Here is a 20,634-nt window from a genome sequence, read left to right as displayed (position 1 = left end):
CGCGATGATGGATATACGCCTGCGCCTGAAGTATTGCGCCTTCACACTGGATGTTGACCTGCAATTACCCGGCCGTGGCGTGAGCGCGCTGTACGGGCATTCTGGCTCCGGCAAGACCACGTGCCTGCGCTGCATCGCCGGATTGGAACGCGCCGAACACGGTTTTGTACAGATCAACGACGAGGTCTGGCAAGACAGCCGCAAAGGGCTGTTTGTACCGCCGCATAAACGCGCCCTGGGCTATGTGTTCCAGGAGGCGAGCCTGTTTGCGCACCTGTCGGTGCGCGCCAATCTGGAGTTCGGCCTCAAACGTATCCCTCGTCTGCAACGGCGCGTGGACATGGCCCAGGCCACCGAACTGTTGGGCATCGGGCACTTGCTTGAGCGTCATCCGCAACACTTGTCCGGCGGCGAGCGCCAGCGCATCGGCATCGCCCGCGCCTTGCTCACCAGCCCCAAGTTGTTGTTGATGGATGAACCGCTGGCGGCCCTGGACAGCCAGCGCAAAAGCGAGATATTGCCTTACCTGGAACGCCTGCACGACGAGCTGGATATCCCGGTGCTGTACGTCAGCCATGCCCAGGACGAAGTGGCGCGACTGGCCGACCACATCGTCTTGCTCAGCGGCGGCAAGGCCCTGGCCAGCGGCCCGATCGGCGAGACCCTGGCGCGCCTCGACCTGCCCCTGGCGCTGGGCGACGATGCCGGCGTGGTGATCGCCGGCAGCGTCGTTGCCTACGACGCGCACTATCAGTTGCTCACTCTGCAGTTGCCCGATTGCCCGTTGCAGATGCGCGTGGCCCATGTCCCGCTGGCGGTGGGCAACCCGCTGCGGGTCAAGGTCCAGGCACGGGATGTAAGCCTGAGCCTGCAGGCCCAGGAACACAGCAGCATCCTCAACCGCTTGCCGGTGACCGTCACCCAGACTATTGGCGCGGACAACAGCGCCCACGTGCTGGTGCGCCTCGACGCCGGCGGCACGCCCTTGCTGGCACGCATCACGCGCTTCTCACACGACCAGTTGCAACTGCATCCGGGCCAGACACTGTGGGCGCAAATCAAGGCGGTGGCGGTGCTGGCTTAACCATTTGGCACGACCGCAGGGTGCTGCGGTCAATCAGACATACCGGCCTGATTTGTTGCCAAGGAACCCGCCCCATGCCTGACTCTTCGTTACCCGCCGACCTGCCCCGCGACCTGCATTATGTGGATGACACCCAGCCCGGCATCCGCCGTAAAAAAGTGCGAGGCGAGTTCCAGTATCTGAACGCCAAGGGCGAGCGCATTACCGACGCGAACGAAATCAAACGCCTGAACGCCTTGGCGGTGCCGCCCGCCTACACCGACGTGTGGATCTGCGCCGACCCTCGCGGCCACCTGCAAGCCACCGGCCGCGACGCCCGTGGCCGCAAGCAATATCGTTACCACCCACGCTGGCGCGAGGTGCGCGACAGCGACAAGTACTCGCGCTTGCAGGCTTTTGGCGCCGCGTTGCCCAAATTGCGCAAACAGCTCGAAGCTCAAATCGCCGAGCCGGGGTTTACCCGCGAAAAGGTGTTGGCCACGGTGGTGATGTTGCTGGACGCCACGCTGATCCGCGTCGGCAATACCCAATATGCCCGTGAAAACAAATCCTACGGGCTGACCACCTTGCGCAACCGCCATGTGGACATCAAGGGCAGCGAGATCCAGTTCCAGTTTCGTGGCAAGAGTGGGGTGGAGCACCAAGTCAGCGTCAAGGATCCGCGCCTGGCCCGGGTGGTCAAGCGTTGCATGGAATTGCCAGGGCAAAACCTGTTCCAGTACCTCGACGAAGACGGTGAGCGGCATACCGTCAGCTCCCAGGACGTCAACGACTACCTGCACAGCCTGACCGGCGAAGACTTTACCGCCAAGGACTACCGCACCTGGGCTGGTACAGCAATGGCGCTGGCAGTGTTGCGCGAGTTGGCGTGGCAGCCCGAATCCGACGCCAAGCGGCATGTGGTGGCGATGGTCAAGGATGTCTCCCGGCAGTTGGGCAATACGCCGGCGGTGTGCCGCAAGTGCTATATCCACCCGGCGGTGCTCGAGCATTTCAGCCTCGGCGAATTGTCCAAGTTGCCCAAGCCGCGGGTGCGCAAAGGCTTGAAAGCCGAAGAAGTCGCGCTGGCGATGTTCCTGGAAAAACTGGCCGAAGACTTGCCGCACAAAGTTAAGGTGGGTTAGGCTCCGCCTCCCTTCTGACTCACGGGATGACCGCCGACGTGAACATCTAAGCCTTCCAAAATGTATCTGCAACGAGCCGCCTGGCGCGCTTGTTGGCCTGTTCGACATTTTTTTGGAGGTGCTGATGACTGACGTCAAACGGCTGCCCGCACTTGTTTCCCTGCAACACCTGTCTTTCCAGTTCGCCAATGGCGAAACCTTGCTGGCCGACGTGAACCTGTCCATTGATCAAACGCCTACCGGTATCGTCGGGCGCAATGGACGGGGCAAAAGTATCCTGGCCAAGTTGATGGCCGGCGTGCTGCTGCCCTCCTCCGGCACGTTGAAAAAACCGGCCCATGTTGCCTATGTGCCCCAGGCCATCACGGCTCAACCAGGGCAAACCATCGCCGATATCACCGCAACTGCCGCAGCCTTGGCTGCCCTTGCACGTATGGCCCAGGGCGATGCACGCCTCGGTGACCTGGAACTGATCGACGATCGCTGGGACCTCGCCGAGCGCCTGCGCCAGGCACTGGATGCAGCGGGTTTGCAGACCCTCAGTGCCAGTACCCCGGCCGATCAACTCAGCGGTGGCCAACTCGCCAGGGTCGCGCTGATCGGGGCGTTGTTGGCTGCGCCGCCGTTGCTGATTCTGGATGAGCCCAGTAACCACCTTGATGCTGCCGGGCGCGATTGGCTGTTGCGTGTGTTGCGCGATTGGCGCGGTGGCCTGGTGGTGGTCAGCCATGATCGACAGTTGCTCAACGTCATGGGCCGCATCATAGAGCTTTCGCCCCTTGGCATTCAGGTCTACGGCGGCAACTACGACGCCTATCGCCAGCAACGCGATACTCACCAGCAGGCCGCGATTGCTGCGTGGGAACAGGCGCGTCTGGCCCGCAGCCGTGAGCGTCGGCGTCTGCAAAAAGACCACGACGACCTGCAGCGCCATGCCGCACGCGCACGTAAACAGGCCGAGACCGCCAACGTCGACCGTTTTACCAAGGCGCGCTGGAAAAGCGCAGCAAAGGAGATCGTCAGCAGCGTGCGCAGCGCCCATCATGCGTGCAAAAACCAACTCGACGCCCAGGTGCGCCAGGCTTACGAGCGCGTGGCGGATGAGACGCCCACACTGCTCGCATTATCAGGCTCGACCGTCCCCAATGGCCGCCAGGTACTGGTGCTGGAGCAGGCGCAATTGCCCTGGCTCGATCCCCTGGCGCCCGTCAGCTACCTGACGCTCAACCTGACAGGTCCGGCTCGCGTTGCCGTGCGTGGGCCGAACGGTTGCGGCAAATCGACCTTGCTCAAACTGCTGGCCGGCCACTGGCAGGTGGTCAGTGGCGAGTGCAGCGTAGCGGTGCCCAGTGCGTACATTGATCAGCACCTGGCGCTGCTGGACGACCGGCGCAGCCTTGTCGAGCAACTCAACCTGCTCGACACGCCGCTAGCCGAAGCCGAACTGCGCACACGTCTGGCGTTGTTGCAGTTGGACGCGCTGCGGGTTACGCAGCCGGCAGGGCAACTCAGCGGCGGCGAGCGCTTGAAAGCCGCGATGGCCGTAGCCTTGTGGCGTGATACACCGGCGCAATTGCTGTTGTTGGATGAACCCACCAATCACCTGGACCTGGAGTCAGTGCTTGCGTTTGAGCAGGCATTAAAGGGGTTTACCGGCGCACTGCTGGCCGTATCACACGACGAGGCATTCTTGCAGGCGATCGAGCCGACTCACCATCTGACGTGGCACGCCACCGGCTGGCAACTGGAGCGTGTCTGAGGTCATTGCGCGGACAGGCAAAGCGCCCTACGGTAGTGGCCGGATAATCTCACCGAGGAAACCAGCCCCATGCTGCCTTCGTCCCGCAAGCCTTACACCAATGCCACACTCGCCCGTCGTCAGCGCTGGCGCGGGCGCGTGGGCTTGATGCTGGTGGCCTGCCTGTCGGTGCTGGCGGGCATGACCGATGCGATCGGTTTCATGGCCAGCGGCGATTTCGTCTCGTTCATGAGTGGTAACACCACGCGCCTGGCGGTGGCCATCAGTGCGGGCGACCTGGGGCTCACCGGGCGGCTGGTATTGCTGGTCGCCACCTTCGTGGTCGGCAATGCCTTGGGCGTGCTGGTCAGCCGTTTCAGCAAGCGCCATGCGTTGCCCTTATTGCTGTGCATCGGCGCCTTGCTCTGCGCTGCGGCGTTGTGGCCATCGACCGACACCTTGCCCGCGTTGCTCGCGGCGATCATTGCCATGGGCATGCTCAACGCCGCCGTCGAGGAGGTGAACGGGCTGCCGGTGGGGCTGACCTACGTCACCGGGGCGCTGTCACGCTTTGGTCGCGGGCTGGGCCGTTGGCTATTGGGCGAGCGCCGCAATGGCTGGCGCGTGCAATTGATTCCGTGGGGCGGGATGTTCGTTGGCGCTGTGATCGGTGCACTGCTGGAACAGCAGATGGGCCTGCGCGCATTGTGGGTCAGTGGTGCGTTGGCTGCGGCCTTGGGGGTGGCGACACTGTTGATTCCGCGACGCTGGCACTTGGGTTTCATGCCCCGGTGAGGTTGGGGTGGAGGAGCTCGTTCGACGTTTAAGCCTCGACATCCGTGTACCGGTAAAGAGCCATCACGTCGAACGAGCACGTGAATCATAGGCCAATGCCCAGCGGCTGTCCTGCCAGGCGTTTCGGAATATGACTAAGGCAACCGACTTACAGACAAGTGGCCAGTGCTGCCAGGCGACGTTTGGCCGGCATATTGTCCTGTGCTGCATAGTAGTTGACCGTAGAACCCGCGCCGCTGCTGAGTACATCGACAAAGTAATCGCCACCGGTGGTATACACCGTAAAACCACCGGCCTCGGTCGCTTCCTTGAAGCCGCCAGCATCGACGCCGAACACGCTTTCATCCTGCCAGCCGAACTGGATGCACTGGGCAACGACCAGAGTGGCCTTGTCTGACGCCAGGGTTTTGTAGGGGCTGCCTGCGCGCGCTTCCTTCATCTTCGAACCGGCGCAACCGGTCAGTACCGCCAGTATCAATGCGCCCATTACCACTTTGTGCATGCCATTGCTTCCTTGGAAAAACCGTGACTCTACCACTGTGCGTCTGCCAACTGACGCGCCCATGAACTTTGTTTCACTGTGAAGGGCAAACACGCCGCCTATAGTGGCCAGGCTCATTTTTTAGAAGTCTCCCTTCTGCCCGCCACCCCGCGGGCTTTTTTTTGCCTGGGTATCAAAACCACCAACGGAACAGATAGAACAGCGCCATGCTCAATAGCACGGTGGTCAATACGCTGCGCGTCCAGTACATCAACGCCACGGCGCAGATGCCGGCCAGCAGATAAGGGTTGCTCGGGCTCAGGTTGAGCCGATGGTCAGCCAGGAAAATAATCGGCCCGCAGATCGCGGTGAGCATGCCCGGCACGGCGAAGCCCAGAAATTCACGCGCGCCGCGATTGAGCCGTACCGGCAAGCGTGGCTCGATAAACAGGTAACGGTTGAAGAACACCACCAGGCCCATGGCCACAATCATCAGGTAAATCATCGTTGCCCCACTCCCAGCCGTTTACAGGCAAACCCCGCGCTCATCCCCAGCACGCCCGAGACCACCACCGCAGATTCCCAGTGCAGATAACTCAACCAGACCGAACTCAGCAGTGCCGCGGCAACGCATACCACCGTGGGCACGTCGCGCACCACGGGGGTGATCAAGGCAATAAAGGTCGCGGCAATCGAGAACTCCAGCCCCAATTGATCAAGGCCGGGAATGCTTTTGCCCAGCACAATGCCGGCGAGGGTGAAGAGGTTCCAGATCAGGTAAAACGTCAGGCCGACGCCCAAGGCGTACCAGCGATTGAAGGTCTCGCGGTCGTAGTGGTTGACCAGGGCAAAGAATTCATCGGTCAACAAGAACCCCAGGCTCATGCGCCAACGGGTATTGAGCGAAGACAGCGTAGGACGCATGTGCATGCCATAGAGCAGATGCTGGGATGTGAGCAGCAAGGTGGTCAGCACGATGGAAATCAGGCTGGCACCGCTCTTGACCATGCCGATGGCCACCAGTTGTGCGGCACCGGCAAACACAATGGCAGACAAGCCTTGGGCTTGCAGCGGGGTAAATTGCGCGTCGATGGCCATGGAGCCGGCCAGCAACCCCCAGGGCGCACAAGCCAGGGATAAGGGAATGACGGCGATGGCGCCGCGGGTGAAGGCGTAATGAGGTAATGCAGTGGGCATGGAAGCGGCTCATCGACAGACAGTCGACAAGCATGCCAGCACGAACGGAAGGCTGTCTTGAACGATCTTGCTCAGGCGAGCTTTACCGAAACCTGCTCCACCGAATCTCGGGCTTCGCGCAATTCATACGCATCCTGGTTCAGCCGGTGGATGGTATTGAGCAGGCGCTGGCGCAGCACTTCATCGCCGAGTTTTTCCACGGCGCGCATCAGGTCAAAGGCCGCGGTTTCGTTATTTTCCGCGACGGAATCCAGGGTCTTGCGCAGGTTGCGGGTGGCTCGGGTCACGCGGGGTCTTCCTTCATCAGCAATGGGCAGGCACGTTAGGACATTTGTGTTTCATTTTAATTTCAAACAGTTGTGGCGCTTTTAAAGGGTTTTGATCCATATCAATTGAAACAAGATTTGACCTATATATGAAAATACGTATATTCGAATATATCTACTTGAAAAGCCCTTGACCATGTCAGACCTCTTCTCTCCTCCCACCCTGTTCAAGTGCCTGGCCGATGCCACCCGTGCACGGGTGACCTTACTGATCCTGCGCGAGGGCGAACTTTGCGTGTGTGAGTTGATCCATGCCTTGGACGACAGCCAGCCAAAAATCTCCCGCCATCTCGCGCAATTGCGCAGTTGCGGGCTACTGGTGGACCGACGTCAAGGGCAATGGATCTACTACCGCATCAATCCGGCACTGCCCGCCTGGGTCACCCAGGTGCTGGACACCACCCTACAAGCCAACCAGCCATGGTTGCAGGACGACGCAATGCGTCTGAATGCAATGGGCGACAGACCACAACGGGCCAGCACCTGCTGCTGAGCCATCGGAGCGTTTATTCATGCTTGTCGCAATTGCGCTTTTCCTCGTCACCATCGTGCTGGTCATCTGGCAACCCAAGGGCCTGGGCGTAGGCTGGAGTGCTACCCTGGGCGCGATCCTCGCGCTGGGCTGCGGGGTGATCAGCCTGGCGGACATCCCGGCGGTGTGGCACATCATCTGGAACGCCACCGGCACCTTCGTCGCGCTGATCATCATCAGCCTGTTGCTGGACGAAGCCGGCTTCTTCGCCTGGACGGCGCTGCATGTGGCGCGCTGGGGCCGTGGACGCGGCCGGCGGTTGTTTGCCTATATGGTGTTGCTGGGTGCGCTGGTATCTGCGCTGTTTGCCAACGACGGTGCGGCGTTGATCCTGACGCCTATCGTGATGTCGATGCTGCTGGCCTTGCGCTTTTCCCCGGCGGCGACCCTGGCCTTCGTCATGGGCGCAGGGTTTATCGCCGACACGGCAAGCCTGCCGCTGGTGGTGTCGAACCTGGTGAATATCGTCTCGGCGGACTATTTCAAGATTGGCTTCAACGAATACGCCGCGGTGATGGTGCCGGTGAACCTGGTCAGTGTCGCCGCCACGCTCGCGGTACTGCTGTGGTTTTTCCGCCGGGATATTCCGCAGACCTACAACCCGTCCGACCTGGAAGATCCCGCCAGTGCCATCCATGACCGTGCGACCTTTCGTGCCGGCTGGTGGGTACTCGGTATTTTGCTGGTCGGCTGTTTCGCCCTGGAACCGTTGGGCATTCCCATCAGTGCGATCTCGGCGTTCTGTGCGGTGCTGCTGCTGGTGATTGCTGCCAAAGGTCATCAGATTTCCACGCGCAAAGTCCTCAAGGAAGCCCCGTGGCAGATCGTGATTTTTTCCCTGGGCATGTACCTGGTGGTTTATGGCCTGCGTAACGCCGGCCTGACCGACTACCTGGCCACCTGGCTCGACACCTTCGCCACCTATGGTGTGTGGGGCGCTGCCATGGGCACCGGGGTGCTGACCGCGCTGCTCTCATCAGCCATGAATAACCTGCCAACCGTGCTGATTGGGGCGTTGTCCATCGAGTCCAGCCATGCCGTGGGCGTGGTCAAGGACGCGATGATCTACGCCAATGTGATCGGCAGCGACCTGGGCCCGAAAATCACCCCCATCGGCAGCCTGGCCACCTTGTTGTGGTTGCATATCCTGGCACGCAAAGGCATCACCATCACCTGGGGTTACTACTTCAAGGTCGGGATCGTGCTGACCCTGCCCGTGCTGCTGATCACCCTCGCCGCCCTCGCGTTGCGCCTGAGCATCTAAAGGAGACTGCAATGAAAGTGCTGTTCATGTGTACCGCCAACAGCTGTCGCAGCATCTTGTCCGAAGCGATGTTCAATCACCTGGCGCCGGAGGGATTCGAGGCGATCAGCTCGGGCAGTTTTCCCAAGGGCCAGGTGTTGCCCCGTAGCCTGAGCACGCTGGAGGCAGCGGGCATCAGCATCGAAGGTTTGTACAGCAAGGGCAATGACGCCTTTCAAGACAGTCCGCCTGATGTGGTCATCACCGTGTGCGATAAAGCAGCCGGTGAAGCGTGCCCCGTATATTTCGGCCCAGCGGTGAAGACGCATTGGGGCTTGGAGGACCCTTCCGAAGTGCAGGGTGACGAGGCGCAAGTAGAGGCAGCATTCAAGGCCACCCTCGACATTATCTCCGCACGCTGCGAGGCGTTTTTTGCGCTGCCCTTTGCACGTCTATCGCCGGATGAATTGAAGGCTGAACTCCAGCGCATTGCCTCAACGCCGCAGACTTTGTAGGAGCAAGCCCGCTCCCACAGGGACCTGTGCCGGGCGCTGATTCTGTGGCCAATACACGGCCAGTGTGGGAGCTGGCTTGCCTGCGATAGCGGTGATTCAGTTGAAGATTCAGTGGCTGATACGCAGCCATCGCGAGCGTTCCTGCAGAGGGCGTGGTATCCCTCTCTCGGACTGACGTATGCTCTGGCACTTTCTCGAAAGGAACTGAGCATGCTGTCGATCTTTGTCTATGCGCTGGTATTCGGTTTTGTATTTTGCCTTTCCCCCGGCGCCGTGCTGGCAGAGACTCTGCGCCGCGGCTTGCTCCATGGCTTCACGCCGGCGTTGCTGGTGCAGTTCGGCTCACTGGTGGGCGATGCCGTCTGGGCCGTGATTGGCCTCACCGGTATCGCACTGCTGATCCAGCATGATGCAGTGCGGGTTCCACTCACAATCGTCTGTGCGCTGTACCTGGCCTGGCTGGGCATTCGCAGCCTGATTGATGCCTGGCAGTTACCGGCAATGGACAATGCCCCTGCCAGCTCAGGCAAAAATGCGTTGGCGGTGGGCGCGGCGATTTCCTTGGCTAATCCGAAAAACATCGTCTACTGGGGCGCCTTGGGCAGCGCACTGTCGGGGATTGTCGGCACCACCCCCAGTCACGGACAGACCCTGATGTTTTTTGCCGGCTTCATGCTGGCGTCGGTACTCTCGTGTTTTCTTACCGCCGCCTTGGTGAACCTGCTACGCAAGAACGCATCACCGACTTGGCAGCGTGCGAGTTATGCGGCCTGCGGTTTAGTATTGATCTATCTGGCACTCCTCGCCGCGCAAGGTGTATGAAGTTATTCAACCCACAACTTACGCGCGCCTCTTGTCTGAACAAACTCTGAACACGGGCTAATTTAATTAATCATACGTTGACATTCACTGACGCCCTGAGTAGATTGCCCGTGCCCGCAACTGGGGCCTTTTTTAAACCTCACAAAAGAAGCCAATGGACACAGTATCTAGTCGCTGTCCGAGCACCGCCTTTGCGGGCATCGGGCGCCAAACCCAGAATATGACAGGACTCGCGTTCCAGGTCCGGTAAGCTGCGCTAGAGCTTGATGCTCCACCGTAACTGCCTCACCGGTCGCCCGTCCGGTCCCGAGGTGTGTTATGACCTTCCAACTCCTTGTTTTGCCTGATACGCGCACACTGGTTGCAGCCCTGCGCGCCAAGCTGTGCCGAGCGCCGGCGGGCTTTTCGCCAACCCGCTCGACCTTTGCCACACCCTCCCCTCAAGTGCGCACGGCCCCGCCGCTGGCGCACTGGCGTATCTGCCCTGAAAGCGGCCACCTGGTGCAGCACTGGGATCATGCCGACCCTCAAGACCCGCAGAGACCCCAGGTTTCCTGCCTGGCGCAAGCGCGCTTGATGCTCGGTCTCTACCTGAGCACTTGCGCCGCCTGACCTGGCTGGAAACAGCAACTTTCTTATTGATGTCCCTGGAGTTCTTTATGAACACGTCCAGTAGTAGCCTGCTGCACGCTAGTTAACTAACGTGCTGTTAGCAGGCCCTCATAAGTTATGTGAATACTTTATTTAAACCGATCGCGAAGTCCGCGGCTCGGCATGCTTTCGCTCGCCTGTCTGCAGGTAAGTAGAGGGTATGTTTTGTCGAGAATTGGCGACAGGAGTACAGACAATGAGCGCCGTAAAAAACACGCCTCTGCACAAGAAAAATGGCACCGCCCCCGACACCAGGCTGTCGATGCGTGCCGCCCGCGAAGCCCACAACGGCCTGGCGGCCACCCTCGCCAATGTACGCGCCACCCAGGACGGCCTGACCGAACTGGACGCCTCGGCGCGCCTGCAACGTGAAGGCTATAACGAAGTGGCCCATGACAAGCCGCCACACGCTATCGTCCAGTTCCTGCAGGCACTGAACAACCCATTCATCTACGTGCTGTTGACCCTGGGCGGTATCAGCTTTGTCACCGACTATTGGTTGCCACTTCAGGCAGGTGAAGAAGTCGACCTGACCAAAGTCATCATCATCATGACCATGGTGTTGCTCAGCAGCCTGTTGCGTTTCTGGCAGGAACATCGCTCGGCCAAATCCGCCGAGGCCCTCAAGGCCATGGTACGCACCACTGCCACCGTGCTGCGCCGCGAGCAAGTTGGCGCCCAGCCGGTCTTGCGCGAAGTGCCGATGCGCGACCTGGTGGCCGGCGACATCGTGCAGCTGTCAGCCGGCGACATGATCCCCGCCGATATCCGCCTGATCGAGTCCCGCGACCTGTTTATCAGCCAGGCCGTGCTGACCGGTGAAGCCTTGCCGGTGGAGAAGTACGACACCCTGGGCGATGTCACGCAAAAGTCCGCCTCTACGCTGGCCGCCGACCAGGGCAACCTGCTGGACTTGCCGAACATCTGCTTCATGGGCACCAACGTGGTCAGCGGCCGCGCCAAAGCGGTGGTGGTGGCAACGGGGCCGCGCACTTACTTTGGCTCCCTGGCCAAGGCGATTGTCGGCTCGCGGGTGCAAACCGCCTTCGACCGGGGCGTGAACAGTGTCAGCTGGCTGCTGATCCGCTTCATGCTGGTGATGGTACCCATCGTGTTTTTCCTCAATGGCTTCTCCAAGGGTGATTGGGGCGATGCCTTCCTGTTTGCCCTGGCGGTAGCCGTCGGCCTTACCCCGGAAATGCTGCCGATGATCGTCAGCGCCAACCTGGCCAAGGGCGCAACGGCCATGGCCAAGCGCAAAGTGGTGGTCAAGCGCCTCAATGCGATCCAGAACTTCGGCTCGATGGATGTGCTGTGCACCGACAAGACCGGCACCCTCACCCAGGACAAGATCATCCTCGAGCATCACGTCAATGCCTTTGGCCAGCGCGATGACGCCGTGCTGTCCCTGGCCTGGCTCAACAGCTTTCACCAGAGCGGCATGAAAAACCTGATGGACCAGGCGGTGGTGCAGTTCTCGGAACAGAACCCCAAGTTCCAAGTGCCGTTTGCCTACAGCAAGGTCGATGAATTGCCGTTCGACTTTGTCCGTCGTCGCCTGTCGATAGTGGTCAAGGATGCCGCCGGTGACCAGTTGCTGGTATGCAAGGGCGCGGTGGAAGAGATGCTGAGCATTTCTACCCATGTCATGGAAGCCGGCGAAGCCTTGCCCCTGGATGACCGCCGTCGTGAGGCGCTATTGGCGCTCGCCAATGATTACAACGAAGACGGTTTCCGCGTGCTGGTGGTAGCGACCCGCAATATCCCTAAAGCGCTGGCACGCCAGCAGTACACCACCAGCGACGAACGCAACCTGGTGATCCAGGGTTTCCTGACCTTCCTGGACCCACCGAAGGAAACCGCAGGCCCGGCCATTGCGGCGCTGCAACAGATTGGCGTGGCGATCAAGGTGTTGACCGGCGACAACGCCGTGGTCACCAGCAAGATCTGCCGCCAGGTTGGCCTGGAACCCGGCCAGCCGCTGCTGGGCGTGGAAATCGAAGCCATGGACGACGCCACCCTGCTGCGCCGCGTAGAAGAGCGCACCGTATTCGCCAAGCTCACGCCGCTGCAAAAATCCCGCGTGCTCAAGGCGCTGCAAGCTAACGGGCACACCGTCGGCTTCCTCGGTGACGGTATCAACGATGCACCGGCGCTGCGGGATGCCGATGTGGGTATTTCGGTGGACAGCGGCACCGACATCGCCAAGGAATCGGCCGACATCATCCTGCTGGAAAAGAGCCTGATGGTGCTGGAAGAAGGCGTGCTCAAGGGCCGCGAAACCTTCGGCAATATCATGAAGTACCTGAACATGACTGCCAGCTCCAACTTCGGCAACGTGTTCTCGGTGCTGGTGGCCAGTGCGTTCATCCCGTTCATGCCGATGCTGGCGATCCATCTGCTGCTGCAAAACCTGATGTACGACATCTCCCAACTGGCTCTGCCGTGGGACAAGATGGACAAGGAATACCTGGCCAAGCCACGCAAGTGGGATGCGAAAAACATCGGCCGCTTCATGATCTGGATCGGGCCGACCTCGTCGATCTTCGACATCACCACCTTTGCGCTGATGTGGTACGTGTTCTCGGCCAACAGTGTGGAAATGCAGACGCTGTTCCAGTCCGGCTGGTTTATCGAAGGGCTGCTCTCGCAAACCCTGGTGGTGCATATGCTGCGCACCCGCAAGATTCCGTTCTTCCAGAGCACGGCCGCCTGGCCGGTGTTGATGATGACCTGCATCGTGATCGCCCTGGGCATCTACGTACCGTTCTCGCCACTGGGCACCCTGGTGGGCCTGCAACCGCTGCCGATGGCGTACTTCCCTTGGCTGGTAGGCACCTTGCTGGCTTACTGCTGCGTCGCCCAACTGATGAAGACGATCTACATCCGCCGCTTCAAGCAGTGGTACTGACCCTCCCCGCCGTTCAAACGCTGGCGGCCGCTCGGTCGCCAGCGTGCAATACAAGGATTTGCTCATGCGCGTGTTGATCTGTGCTGGTCGTCATTACGCCGACACCAAAAAGTCCCGCCATGTGCTGGACGCTTACCACCGCCTGCGCCCGGTGCAGGTACTGATCCACGGCGGCAACCAGTTCCTGGGCAGTGAGATCGAGGAATGGGCCCGGGAAATCGGTATCGACGTGGTGCGTTATCCACCCAATTGGCAGCGCCATGGCAAACAGGCGGAACGCCAGCGCAATCACTTCATGCTGGCCGACAGCCGCCCCGATCTGATCATTGCCCTGCCGGGCGGTGACGATACCTCGGAGCTGGTTTGCCAGGCCAAAGCCAGCGGCATTTCGGTGCTGACCGTAGAAAGCTGAACTCAAGCGAGGTGCATCATGCACAAAAAACACACGCCGGCACGCCGCGACGGGTTTGCCAAATATCGCGCTCGCCACTCTCGCCACACCCTGCTGTTACTGCCGCCAGCAAAGCGCCGTGCATTGCAGCGCAATCTGATCTTTATCGGCGTGACCCTGGGCCTTGTCCTGGTGGCCGCGTTGATGTCAAAAGCGCAAGCCGCAGGCGGCGCTTATGTGGTTGACGACGGCACGATCAACGCGCCGGGTGAATGCAATGTCGACGCCTGGTACAGCGCCCAGCGGCACGCGGGCAGTACCCCTAACGGCACCTTGTCGCCCGCCTGCACGTTCAGCGCCATGCCAGCCGTGCAATGGGGCGCCGCGTTGTCACGGGCCGTGGATGCAGGCAAAGGCGAGACGCAGATCAGCCCGCAAGCCAAGGTGCAGGTGCTGTCACGGCAAGACTTGGGCTTGGAACTGGCGGTTGCTGTCGGGGCGCATGTCGCGCTGGACCGCCATCACGGGTTTGACGGCGCAGACCTGAACATCCCCCTGACCTGGCAACCTCTGGATCCCTTGCGCCTGAACCTGAACGCCGGCTGGAGCCACGCCTACAACGACGGTGATCAACAACATCGCCTGACCTGGGGCACGGGGTTCGAATATCAGTTGGCAGAGAAGCTCACGCTGATTGGCGAGCGTTATGGCCAGGAAGGCGGCGAACAGGCCTGGCAGGCCGGGCCGCGTTTGCACATTGGTGAATTTGTTGACGTGGACCTGCTGGTCGGGCGCAGCCTGATTGGCGATCGCGCCCAGTGGCTGACCACTGGGGCGACGCTGAGGTTCTAGGCTTTGGCCTGTTGCTCCAGATGCAGCTGCAACTGCGGATCGATTTGCAACTGACCGGCCAGGTCGTCGAGGTAATTGCGCTCGGCGTCCTGCTGATCATTGACCAGCATCACGCTCGCCAGGTAAATCTCCGCAGCGAGTGCGGGGTCATTGGCATACTCGGCAAAATCGGCGGCATCCAGGGGCTTGGCGACTTCGGCGTCGAGCCACTGCTGCAATTGTGGGTCGTCGGTATGACGGCCGATCTCGGCAGAAATCATCTGCTGCTCTTGCGCATCGATTTTGCCATCGGCCTTGGCCGCCGCGATCAACGCACGCAGTACGCCGTGGCTATGGGCTTCGGCTTCAGGCCCTTCAAGCTGGTCAACGGTCTGGATAGCTTGCTGCGGTGCCGAAGCCTGTTGGCGTTGCCAGGCTTGGTACGCCTGGAAAGCCGCCATTCCCAGGGACGCCAGCGCCGCGTAGTTCATCCCACCGCCGCTACGCGTCTGGGTAGTACCACCTGCCGGAGCACCGCCCAACAAGCCACCCAGGCCACCGAGTAAACCACCCAAACCGCCGCCAGCCGAAGATGCATTGCCGGTGCCGGCGCCCTTCAACAGCCCACCTAGCAACCCGCCCAGGCCGCCGCCCGACGCGCCGCCGCCTTGCTGCCCTGCACGCAACAGTTGTTCCAGTAGATCGCTGGTATTCATGGTGTCGCCCTCCCGGGGCGCAATAGTGGCTTTGATCAAACATAGTCCTCCCGCGATGGAACACCATGACCGTCGGGCGGGCAAGCTTTATGATGGCGCCATCACGCCAAGAAGGGAGAACCGCGGTGAACCGCATCGAGCACATTGCGCTGATGGCCACCTATAACCAATGGATGAACCGCAAGGTCTACGACGCCGCCGCCGCCCTGACGCACGCGCAGTTGACCCTGGACCGCCAAGCGTTTTTCGGTTCGATCTTCGGCACCTTGAACCACCTGATGCTGGGTGACACCGTCTGGCTCAAGCGCTTCGCCGAACACCCGGCCAACTTTGCGGCCTTGGCGCCGCTGAACAGAGTTGCCACGCCCAGCGACCTCAAGCAACTGGCATTCCCCAGCCTTGCAGAACTGGCGGCCCATCGCGCCTGGCTGGATCAACTCATCATCGAGTGGGCCCACAGCCTGCAAGAGCCCCACCTCGACCAACGCCTGCGCTATCACAACATGCGCGGCGTGGCCGCCGAGAAACCCTTCTTCGGTTTGCTGGTGCACTTTTTCAACCACCAGACTCACCACCGCGGCCAGGTGACGACACTGCTGAGCCAGGCGGGTGTGGACGTGGGGGTCACCGACTTGCTGGCACTGATTGACTGAAGGCCGACACGGTCAATGTGTGGCTTGCCTGCAATGGCGGTGTAACAGATTCAAATCTGTGACTGACACATCGCTATCGCAGCAAGCCAGCTCCCACAGTTGCCCTATATTGCCCACAGCATCAGTGCTGTCATTTCACCTTGCTGCTCAAGGTTTCCACACTGCGCTTCAAATCATCCAGGCTGCGCTTGAGACCGTCGATCTCGCTTTTCTGCCGCTCTATCGTGCTCTTCTGCTCATCCACCGTACGCTTGAGACTCGACAGCTGACTGTCACTGCTACTGGCACTCGAACCGTCCTTGCGCTTGAACTCATCAAACGCACGCTCTTGGCCCTCCACTTTGCTTTTCAAGCTTTGCAGTTCGCTTTGACTCTGTTTTTGCCCAGCCTGCAGCGCCTCGACATCACCCACGGAAACACCCGACGGCTTCAACACATAGGCACCGCCCACATCCATCGAGCCGGCCGTCAACTTGTCTGAGGACGACGCACTAAATTCGCCCCACTGCACCGCACTCCCCGCCTGCGCCGAGCTGAACGCGCCAGTGCCCAACAACCCCGCTACACCTGCGGCCATGATCCAAGCCTGCTTACGGATACTGAGCATCAAACGACTCCCTGCGAAATGCCGAAATGGCATATCGCTATGACTGTCATTTATGGGGCTTGTTCCTGGGTTGCAAGCGCTCATCAGGACTTGGCACAAAGGCCATGTAGATCACTGATCTGCCACGTTTTTTTCTGCGCATCTTTATGCGGGAAAACCGGCTGGGAGGTTGCGCTGAAGCGGCTGGATCTATATATTCCCAACCCTGTTACACCGCGCTACCGCCCGAATGGCGAAACTGGTAGACGCATGGGACTTAAAATCCCCCGCTCGTAAGGGCGTCCCGGTTCGATTCCGGGTTCGGGCACCATAGATATCAAGGGCTTGCCAGGGAAACCTGGGCAGGCCCTTATCTTTTCTGCTCCGCAATTTCTTCCCCGATGTCCTGCGGACCGCCCGCCCAAAAAACATCATACAGTTCGTTAGCTCAAGGCGCGTCACGTCCAAGTCTCGAGTACTGTGCGCACATACAATACCAAGGTGAGTCGGCGGAAGTGCTTGATTGGTTAAAGGGCGGCAACGCTGTGGGAAGCGTTAAAAATCAGGATTCTAAAATTACTACTCCGATTAGCTAACCTCACCGTATACTCTTGTACTTCTAACCCACCATTCAAATGGACTTGCATATGAACGACATCTACAAAATACTACTCGCAGCAGCCGTTGGCTTTCTACTTTCACCGCTTACTGAAATATTAAAAAGCAAGCTCTCAGCCCGACAACAAAAATCAAAACTGGAAACAAAACTCAAAACATTCGAAACCATCTTATGCAGAGCCATACCCTCAATAACCGAAACAATCAAAAACCGAGAAATTTTCATTAGGTCTCCTGAAAAATACGTAGGAACGTTATTTATAACTCCAAATTTTATTTTCCCGAAAATAGAGTCAAATATAGATAACGCATACGATATGTTATCGAGCTCCCAGCAGCGCGGACTTTTAGATCTTGAATCACAAGCAGCTCATATAAAAAACATGCTGAAAAAGCTGCGCTCGATTGAAGATGAATGCAAGTCAACAATATACAGTAAAGCAAATATAGAAAAAATAATAACCCAAGAATCCGAAATCCGAGATATTGAAAAAGAACACTACACCCGCGCTATAGCGTGTGAAAAAGCAATTTTATACACCGCTGCGTGCATGCTAGGAACATTGAGAAGGGTAATTAATAATGACCCAAGCCTCCCCAAAGACATTGATACCATAAAAAATGTAAGCGAAGAACTTGACATTAACATTGATCTCAATTGGTGGCACCAGTTTCGCGGCCAACAATCTGACGCATAACATAAAGCCCGACAAGTGTATTGACGTAGGACCGGCACGCCAGAATTCTTCGTCACCCTCACTACAACTGGATTAGGCCTCATCAATTCAAAGATGGGTTGGCGCCAGCGCGGACCAAGGAGGAACTTAACATCACGCCCAGGATTAGTTGACCACAACCATTAAAATCTACCCCCTTTTGCCCCTCTTTTATCCATGCGTTGTTGTGCTCCCGGCGAGGGAGCGAAGCATTCAATAAGATTTATCTGCAGAACAATCAGATAACTCTTATATATTTTTCGCAAAATTCATGCGATTAATCCAGAGGATAAAGGACCTAATGAAAAGGGATATCAATTGCTAGTCATTACGAGAACGCCTAATAAAAGCCTATACATCGGCGGCGAAATCCAATTAAAAGTAATCAAGGTCTTGGGCGAAAGCGTGTCTCTAGGAGTTAGCGCGCCCAAGAACATGCGAATTGTTCGTTCAGAGCAAGAGAGAAAATCCTCTGATAACGGTTCTATCACTTCTGGTACGGAGGTTTTGAAATAGGTCAACCCCCAACCGCACTGTAGCAACGCCGGATCGGCTAGCAGTTTAAAGAACACATGGGCATTGCTGTTTTTGGCATGCCGCTGAATGCGCTGCTGTTGATGGCTGACGATTTGACGTCTACGATTCAGGCGGGCTGTCCTTGTTCGAGTGGTGTGTGCTCGCAACTATCACCGTAGACCAAGGGCGGACTTTTTTCATTTTTTTGTAATCAGATCAGCCGGTTAGCTGTTAAGTAATCGCCATTCGGGACAGTTTCGTCCGCACAGGGACAGATTTATTTTTAAGGATTTTTGAAAACCCCGATTCTAATCATATAAATCTGTCACCTTTTTTCGAAAATCAAAGTCAATTGACGTGTGGTTATCCGGACTTTTCTTGTTACCGGGTTACCAAAGGCGTCTGTTTTTTGACCTGTCGCGCTTTTAAACTCAACATGTGGATCAGCACTTCCTGGTGCCCGCGAACTGCCTTTTTTGATTGTCACACGAGGAATGCCATTCGCGTCAAGATATTTGAGAGGGCCACCGTCAGTCTGAGCAGGCTTCCAACCTTGAGCTTCCGCATATTGCCTCAACTAACTAGCTTTTGGCGTTCGACCGGGTTCAAAAATCTTATTAAGGCCTTTTGCACCAACTAATCAGCGACTACTTTTTGCAGCAAACTTGCGACTTCAATTCTAAGTCTTTCATCGTCAAACTCATACTCTTCCCTTGATTCGTTTGGTTCGTACATATCCGCAGCACAAAAAATACTGGACAAGCACTCGCTCAACGAAGGCTCATCAAGCTGAAGGACATTGCTATCCCGCTCAATTTTCCAAAGCTCAATATACGCTTCAGAAAAAATTTCGGCTTTCAGCCTTCCCGCTACATACGATCTTGCAAATTCCAAGATAGTAAGACTCATCGCAGAACTCCATTTTTAATAAAACTTTCAAACTGCTGTGTTCCCGGCGAGAGCTTAAAGCCCGTCACAAAGTTTCCTGACGCATCGAGCACAACAGCGTTGTTGGTGGTCGAATTAAAGAACACTTTGGAGTCTTTTACAAATCCGTATGTGCCTTGCTGAGTCGTAGATGTGGACCCCATGTGAGTTTTGATTGCAGACTCATACTGAGCAAGAGTTTCAGGATTTTTCTTTGTAGTCACCACACCAAAATCAGAAGCATGCTTGAATTTTTTATCGAGCTGCTTCTGGGTAACGCTAGTTAATGACTCAGCAACGCTATTACCTTTTGCACCGCTACCCTCACTGTACATGTTTCCCGGATCAAGTCGATGCTCCGGCGTCACATACTTGCCATCATCCTGTCGCCCATCCAGCTGCGTCCCACCGGTATGATGTCCCCGCCGGCCTTCAACTGGCTGCCGATCACGGTGACGTCACGCCCGCCGTCGATGCTCATGCCGCCATCGGCGTTCTTGCTGGCGTTAACGGTCAGGTCTTTACCGGCTTCGACGACAGAGGCCACGTTGGTACTGTCGTAACTTTCCCGCTGTTGGCTTTTGCTGCGTCCGAACGAGCCCTTGCTCTTTTTCGAGTAGAACGAAGCGTCTTCGTCCAGTGCCGACAGGATGCTCACATCGCGTTGTGCATCAAGTGCCACGTTGCCGCCCCCGGCAATTCGGCTGGCGGTGAGTTCCAGGTCTTTACCTGCATTGAGCGATACGTCGCCGCCGGCCGTCAGTACGCTGGAAACCTGGCTGATGTGATCCTTGGACTGAGTGACCTTTTTGGACTTGCTGGATGAATGCTGTTCGTCGACGGACGACGAGATACTCAGGGTACAAAGTCAAGTCCAACTTTCCCGTGGTTGGGTCTCAACCCCGCCTGCTCGCAGTCATCTTTGTATCATCAGATCCCCGGGACAATTGCAAATAACGAATCACTATTTGGGTAGCTACAAATATAATTTCTCGCCCTAACTAAACTTCTCCTCAAGAAAACAGAGCCCGGCTCATCGGGCTCTTGGTCGCAATACCAATTATCATAAGTATGCTCAACTGTCCCGTCACCCAGCTGATATACATCCCCGCCTAGGATGGGGACATCTAAAGCTTCGAGTTCGTTAATGACACGTAGAGCGTCATCACGCCTTAAAGCCCAGTTCTGCACCCCCATAGATTCCAGAAGTAGTCCACAATTCAGGATCGCGTCAATCCGCTCAGACCAGATAAAATTCATG

The 20,634-nt window shown here is 58.0% G+C and carries 24 protein-coding genes, 1 tRNA gene and 1 pseudogene; 16 read left to right on the top strand and 10 right to left on the bottom strand.

Annotated features, from left to right (window positions below; genetic code table 11):
* The first annotated feature begins 4 nt into the window (after positions 1–4).
* From modC to JJD66_RS06530, 4 genes are all read left to right on the top strand, one after another.
* A complete protein-coding gene (modC, locus tag JJD66_RS06545) occupies positions 5–1,084 on the top strand; it encodes a molybdenum ABC transporter ATP-binding protein (protein WP_200647812.1) in 1,080 nt (359 codons plus the stop codon).
* Between the two features lie 74 nt (positions 1,085–1,158).
* Positions 1,159–2,208 (top strand): DNA topoisomerase IB, encoded by a 1,050-nt coding sequence (locus JJD66_RS06540; protein WP_200647811.1) that lies wholly within the window; start codon positions 1,159–1,161, stop codon positions 2,206–2,208.
* 124 nt (positions 2,209–2,332) lie between these two features.
* On the top strand, positions 2,333–3,967 hold the full coding sequence (locus JJD66_RS06535; RefSeq protein ID WP_200647810.1) for an ATP-binding cassette domain-containing protein: 1,635 nt from the start codon (positions 2,333–2,335) through the stop codon (positions 3,965–3,967).
* 69 nt (positions 3,968–4,036) lie between these two features.
* The gene (locus tag JJD66_RS06530; RefSeq protein ID WP_200647809.1) at positions 4,037–4,741 is read left to right on the top strand and encodes a YoaK family protein; all 705 of its coding nucleotides are present in this window, start codon (positions 4,037–4,039) and stop codon (positions 4,739–4,741) included.
* 148 nt (positions 4,742–4,889) lie between these two features.
* Here the strand turns inward: JJD66_RS06530 and JJD66_RS06525 are convergent, their stop codons facing one another.
* From JJD66_RS06525 to JJD66_RS06510, 4 genes are all read right to left on the bottom strand, one after another.
* On the bottom strand, positions 4,890–5,243 hold the full coding sequence (locus tag JJD66_RS06525) for a hypothetical protein (protein WP_200647808.1): 354 nt from the start codon (positions 5,241–5,243) through the stop codon (positions 4,890–4,892).
* 172 nt (positions 5,244–5,415) lie between these two features.
* A complete protein-coding gene (locus JJD66_RS06520) occupies positions 5,416–5,727 on the bottom strand; it encodes an AzlD domain-containing protein (protein WP_014718527.1) in 312 nt (103 codons plus the stop codon).
* The gene (locus JJD66_RS06515; RefSeq protein WP_200647807.1) at positions 5,724–6,419 is read right to left on the bottom strand and encodes an AzlC family ABC transporter permease; all 696 of its coding nucleotides are present in this window, start codon (positions 6,417–6,419) and stop codon (positions 5,724–5,726) included. The genes JJD66_RS06520 and JJD66_RS06515 overlap by 4 nt, the downstream gene beginning before the upstream one ends.
* 71 nt (positions 6,420–6,490) lie before the next feature.
* Entirely contained in the window at positions 6,491–6,706 is a 216-nt protein-coding gene (locus JJD66_RS06510) for a hypothetical protein (RefSeq protein WP_003191339.1), read from the bottom strand.
* A gap of 175 nt (positions 6,707–6,881) precedes the next feature.
* Between JJD66_RS06510 and JJD66_RS06505 the strand changes: the two genes are divergently transcribed.
* From JJD66_RS06505 to JJD66_RS06470, 8 genes are all read left to right on the top strand, one after another.
* Complete coding sequence (locus tag JJD66_RS06505; protein WP_105226909.1) at positions 6,882–7,238, top strand: metalloregulator ArsR/SmtB family transcription factor; 357 nt, start codon at positions 6,882–6,884, stop codon at positions 7,236–7,238.
* Positions 7,239–7,257: 19 nt separating this feature from the next.
* Entirely contained in the window at positions 7,258–8,541 is a 1,284-nt protein-coding gene (locus tag JJD66_RS06500) for an arsenic transporter (protein ID WP_200647806.1), read from the top strand.
* Positions 8,542–8,552: 11 nt separating this feature from the next.
* Positions 8,553–9,035, top strand: coding sequence for an arsenate reductase ArsC (locus JJD66_RS06495; protein ID WP_200647805.1), 483 nt, complete (start codon positions 8,553–8,555; stop codon positions 9,033–9,035).
* Positions 9,036–9,245: 210 nt separating this feature from the next.
* Positions 9,246–9,857, top strand: a complete 612-nt coding sequence (locus tag JJD66_RS06490) for a LysE family transporter (RefSeq protein ID WP_054919097.1) — start codon at positions 9,246–9,248, stop codon at positions 9,855–9,857.
* A gap of 318 nt (positions 9,858–10,175) precedes the next feature.
* On the top strand, positions 10,176–10,469 hold the full coding sequence (locus tag JJD66_RS06485) for a hypothetical protein (protein ID WP_200647804.1): 294 nt from the start codon (positions 10,176–10,178) through the stop codon (positions 10,467–10,469).
* A 235-nt stretch (positions 10,470–10,704) separates the two neighbouring features.
* Positions 10,705–13,419: a magnesium-translocating P-type ATPase gene (gene mgtA, locus JJD66_RS06480; protein WP_198716157.1), complete on the top strand. Its 2,715-nt coding sequence runs from the start codon at positions 10,705–10,707 to the stop codon at positions 13,417–13,419.
* 64 nt (positions 13,420–13,483) lie between these two features.
* Positions 13,484–13,831, top strand: a complete 348-nt coding sequence (locus tag JJD66_RS06475; protein WP_003191350.1) for a DUF2493 domain-containing protein — start codon at positions 13,484–13,486, stop codon at positions 13,829–13,831.
* A gap of 18 nt (positions 13,832–13,849) precedes the next feature.
* A complete protein-coding gene (locus JJD66_RS06470; protein ID WP_200647803.1) occupies positions 13,850–14,662 on the top strand; it encodes a hypothetical protein in 813 nt (270 codons plus the stop codon).
* Here JJD66_RS06470 and JJD66_RS06465 read toward each other — a convergent pair.
* Complete coding sequence (locus tag JJD66_RS06465) at positions 14,659–15,357, bottom strand: tellurite resistance TerB family protein (protein WP_200647802.1); 699 nt, start codon at positions 15,355–15,357, stop codon at positions 14,659–14,661. The two genes, JJD66_RS06470 and JJD66_RS06465, sit on opposite strands and share 4 nt — an antisense overlap.
* A 125-nt stretch (positions 15,358–15,482) precedes the next feature.
* On the opposite strand from JJD66_RS06465, the gene JJD66_RS06460 reads away from it, so the two are divergent.
* Positions 15,483–16,010 (top strand): DinB family protein, encoded by a 528-nt coding sequence (locus JJD66_RS06460; RefSeq protein ID WP_200647801.1) that lies wholly within the window; start codon positions 15,483–15,485, stop codon positions 16,008–16,010.
* Between the two features lie 130 nt (positions 16,011–16,140).
* Here JJD66_RS06460 and JJD66_RS06455 read toward each other — a convergent pair whose 3' ends face one another.
* On the bottom strand, positions 16,141–16,617 hold the full coding sequence (locus tag JJD66_RS06455; RefSeq protein WP_198861593.1) for a hypothetical protein: 477 nt from the start codon (positions 16,615–16,617) through the stop codon (positions 16,141–16,143).
* 223 nt (positions 16,618–16,840) lie between these two features.
* Between JJD66_RS06455 and JJD66_RS06450 the strand changes: the two genes are divergently transcribed.
* The 3 genes from JJD66_RS06450 (at position 16,841) to JJD66_RS28425 (ending at position 18,446) form a co-directional block, all read left to right on the top strand.
* Positions 16,841–16,927 (top strand) — tRNA-Leu (locus JJD66_RS06450).
* A gap of 316 nt (positions 16,928–17,243) precedes the next feature.
* Positions 17,244–17,912 (top strand): hypothetical protein, encoded by a 669-nt coding sequence (locus tag JJD66_RS06445; protein WP_200647800.1) that lies wholly within the window; start codon positions 17,244–17,246, stop codon positions 17,910–17,912.
* Between the two features lie 336 nt (positions 17,913–18,248).
* Positions 18,249–18,446: a carbon storage regulator gene (locus JJD66_RS28425; protein ID WP_200647799.1), complete on the top strand. Its 198-nt coding sequence runs from the start codon at positions 18,249–18,251 to the stop codon at positions 18,444–18,446.
* 636 nt (positions 18,447–19,082) lie between these two features.
* Here the strand turns inward: JJD66_RS28425 and JJD66_RS06435 are convergent.
* The 4 genes and pseudogenes from JJD66_RS06435 to imm40 form a co-directional block, all read right to left on the bottom strand.
* On the bottom strand, positions 19,083–19,355 hold the full coding sequence (locus JJD66_RS06435; RefSeq protein WP_200647798.1) for a colicin immunity domain-containing protein: 273 nt from the start codon (positions 19,353–19,355) through the stop codon (positions 19,083–19,085).
* Positions 19,352–19,741, bottom strand: a complete 390-nt coding sequence (locus JJD66_RS06430; RefSeq protein WP_325167092.1) for a colicin D domain-containing protein — start codon at positions 19,739–19,741, stop codon at positions 19,352–19,354. Before JJD66_RS06430 ends, JJD66_RS06435 begins: the two co-directional genes overlap by 4 nt.
* A gap of 44 nt (positions 19,742–19,785) precedes the next feature.
* A pseudogene (locus tag JJD66_RS06425) lies at positions 19,786–20,232 on the bottom strand (hemagglutinin repeat-containing protein); the annotation flags it as partial.
* 71 nt (positions 20,233–20,303) lie between these two features.
* The gene (gene imm40 / locus JJD66_RS06420; RefSeq protein WP_200647796.1) at positions 20,304–20,633 is read right to left on the bottom strand and encodes an Imm40 family immunity protein; all 330 of its coding nucleotides are present in this window, start codon (positions 20,631–20,633) and stop codon (positions 20,304–20,306) included.
* Position 20,634 lies beyond the last annotated feature (1 nt).

The organism is Pseudomonas sp. MF6751 (genome assembly GCF_016613265.1).
Taxonomy (GTDB): Bacteria; Pseudomonadota; Gammaproteobacteria; order Pseudomonadales; family Pseudomonadaceae; genus Aquipseudomonas; species Aquipseudomonas fluorescens_BV.
Note: the sequence above shows the minus strand (reverse complement) of the source record. Positions and strands in the feature narration are given on the sequence as shown.